Source organism: Moraxella equi (assembly GCF_002027555.1).
Taxonomy (GTDB): domain Bacteria; phylum Pseudomonadota; class Gammaproteobacteria; order Pseudomonadales; family Moraxellaceae; genus Moraxella; species Moraxella equi.
Window position 1 is genome coordinate 1 of the sequence record NZ_MXAP01000041.1, and the last position, 3,117, is coordinate 3,117.

The following is a 3,117-nucleotide window of genomic DNA, read 5'->3' on the forward strand; positions in this document are numbered from 1 at the left end:
AAGTTCGGTTGGTATAAATTTACTTGGTAAATGGGGCAGAACTTGTTAAAGTAAGACATCACAATTTGGTGATAAAGCAATTTTAATTCACTGACAAACAAGGACAATCCCATGAGCGACACCCAAACCCACATTGACACCATTGGCGAGTTGGTCAAAGACATCAAATTTACCATGATGACAACCGTTACCGCAGACGGACATTTACACGCCTGCCCCATGACGACTAGCGAGTTTGACTTGGGCAAAAAAGAGATTTGGTTCATCGCTGATGCCAGCACCCAAACCATTGCCGACATCAAGGCAAACCCACAGGTCAATCTGTCCTACACCGCCCAAAACAACAAAGACTATCTGTCTATCAATGGCAAAGCCGAATTGGTCGCCGACCCTGCCAAGCTCGATGAGCTGTGGTCTCCCATGTACAGTGCTTTTTTGCCAATGGCAAAGATGATGCCAATGTACAACTCATCAAAGTCACCCCCAATGGGGCAGAATACTGGCTAAGTGGCAACAGTGTCGTTAATATGTTCAAACTAACAGCGTCTGCCATTACAGGCGGTAAGGTTGCTGATAGCTTGGGCGAGAATGCGTCTGTGCGTTTTTAAAGATGAATTTGTTAAGATTAATTTAACAGTTCATGAAATCCAAAACAAAAACCCATGCCGAAACATGGGTTTTTGTCTGTCTAATAAAATATCACAGCTCGCCAAATTTACGTTTGGCTTTCTTCTCTTGGCGTTTGGCAAAGAATACCTCTTCGACCGCTCGTTTTTTGTAGGGCTTTTTCACGCCGTCTCTACCGCCAAATTTTGCCGTCTCTTTGCCGTCCTTTCTTTTGTCATCACGCCATGCACGCTCGCCTTTGTAGGTGTTATCACGCTGTCCAAATTCACGGCTGTTTTCACGGGCATAACCAAAAGCTTTGGGCTTATCTTGGCGATAGTCTCTGTCTTGGCGAGTGCGTCTGTCGTCTCTGTCGCCAAAACGCTCTTGGTACGGCTTGGCAAAACGCTCATCACGTCCACTCTCGCCACGCTCATATCGCTCTGTGCGGTATTGGCGTTCACGGTTTGGTCTGTCGCCTTGTCGGTCATAAACCTCATGTCTGTCATGACCGCCAAATGATGACCGCCCTGAACGAGCACCGAACTCCGCTCTCTCGCCACGCCCAAAACCACGACCGCCGCCACGACCATAACGCTCGCCACGTCTGCCACGCCCTTCACGTCTGCCGTCTTTGTCTTTGGCACTTGGGGCGGGGCGTTTGGGTTCTAGTCCTGCAACCACTTCTTCTTTCATTTCACGGTTTAGATAGCGGTTGATGTGTCCGAGCTGACGTCTGTCGTCCATGCTACATAGGTTCATGGCGACCCCTGTCCGCCCTGCTCGCCCACAACGACCAATGCGGTGCACATAGTCTTCGACTTGACGGGGCAAATCATAGTTCACCACATGACTAATGGCAGAGATGTCAATGCCACGAGCGGCGACATCGGTGGCAATCAAAAAGTTGCACTTGCCCGACTTGACATCGCTGATGATGCGGTTACGCTTACCTTGTGGCAAATCACCGTGTAGATAGCGAGCCGATAATCCTGCTTCGGTGAGCGACTCGGCAAGCTGTTCGGTACTGCGTTTGGTGGCGGTAAAAATCACCGCTTGGTTAATCTCGGGGTTGCCCAAAAGTTCAATCAAAATCTTATTTTTGTGGTGAAAATCATCACAAAAATACACGCTCTCATCGATATGAGCCGACTCAACTTTGATGGAGACACGCTCAGGGTTCACAGTAAAGCTCTCGGCAATCTTGCCAACCGCTCCGTCCCATGTCGCTGACGACATCACGGTTTGACGCTTACTCGGGGCGGCTTCTAAGATGGTCTTGATGTCATCGGCAAAACCCATGTCCAGCATACGGTCAGCTTCGTCCAGTATCAGCGTATCAAGCTCGGACAAATCCACACGTCCGTCATTCATGTGGTCAATCAAGCGACCGGGGGTGGCGATGACAATCTGCACACCCTTACGCAAGGCACGAATCTGTCCGCCATACGGAGCCCCACCAACCAATGGCACACTAAAAATCCCACGCATTTCGCTGCTGTATTTACGCACGTTGTCCTGCACCTGCATGGCAAGCTCTCGGGTGGGGGTCAGTATCAGGGCTTTAATGGCGGTCTTTTGGTGGCGGTTGTGTGATTTTTGGCTAAACTCGCTGGATTTTTCGGCAGGTTTTGGCTGAGCTAATTGGTGCAAAATCGGCAGGACAAACGCCGCCGTTTTGCCCGAGCCTGTTTGGGCGGACAGCAGTAAATCACGTCCGTCTACGGCATGGGGGATTGCCCCTGCCTGAATGGGCGTGGGCGTGGTATAGCCTGATTTGGTTAGGGCTCTTAAAATGGGTTTGGCAAGGTTTAACTGCTCAAAAGTTAGGCTGTTTTGCTCTTTTTGCTCGGTGGGTTGCTCGCCTGTTTGCTCATTTTGTGGGGCAAAATCTTGTTGGTGCTGGGTTGTCATAAATAACCTTGATGTCATGATGTTGATAATAATCGCTGGCTTGGCGAACGTGGTTGGGTTTTAAAAAATCATCTAAATGGCAAAGGATAGCCCTTGCCAGACCCAATCATGTTTTACAAAAACACCGAAGACAATTCATACTGCCAACAGTTTGCCGTTGGTTTTACTTTTATCAATAAAAGCAACCTTGACAAAATCGGCAATCATGATGATAAGAAGTACACAGAAGTCATTTTAGACATGCCATTTTAATTGTACTAAAAAATAAACAATGGCAATTTGCATTTTTCTGATATATTTATCATTAAAATCAATGATGAAATATCCAAACGCCCAGAAGTATAAAACGAACTTAACTCGTTCTTAAACACATTTGACGGCAAAACCGTCCTAGCCTACGATGTGGCTTATTCTAGGGTGTACCCTAATATAAATAGAAAATAAGCAGGTTCAGCGATGATTTGGCAAATTATTTTACCAAAGAGAGCCATTATACCACAGTTTCTGGCAAAGTAGGCAGGAAATTTTGGTAAATTTTAGGGGTTTTTGGCTTTTAAAAAATTCTCAAAAATGCCATAATATACCCCACTCTCAACT

At 47.1% G+C, this 3,117-nt stretch carries 2 protein-coding genes and 1 pseudogene; 2 read left to right on the forward strand and 1 reads right to left on the reverse strand.

Features of this window, described 5'->3' with window-relative positions; translation table 11 throughout:
* The first annotated feature begins 177 nt into the window (after positions 1-177).
* Positions 178-608: pseudogene (locus tag B5J93_RS04195) on the forward strand (pyridoxamine 5'-phosphate oxidase family protein).
* 91 nt (positions 609-699) lie between these two features.
* Here the strand turns inward: B5J93_RS04195 and B5J93_RS04200 are convergent.
* Positions 700-2,520 carry a DEAD/DEAH box helicase gene (locus tag B5J93_RS04200; protein ID WP_228144866.1) on the reverse strand — a complete coding sequence of 607 codons (1,821 nt, stop codon included), beginning with the start codon at positions 2,518-2,520 and terminating at the stop codon, positions 700-702.
* Positions 2,521-2,613: 93 nt separating this feature from the next.
* Here B5J93_RS04200 and B5J93_RS13470 point away from each other — a divergent pair, with 93 nt between their 5' ends.
* Positions 2,614-2,772, forward strand: coding sequence for a hypothetical protein (locus B5J93_RS13470; RefSeq protein ID WP_158080683.1), 159 nt, complete (start codon positions 2,614-2,616; stop codon positions 2,770-2,772).
* Positions 2,773-3,117: the final 345 nt, after the last annotated feature.

Bases quoted from the DNA above. Each gene is read 5' to 3' on its own strand.
- B5J93_RS04200 (WP_228144866.1), bottom strand. From the start codon at position 2,520: ATGACAACCCAGCACCAACAAGATTTTGCCCCACAAAATGAGCAAACA.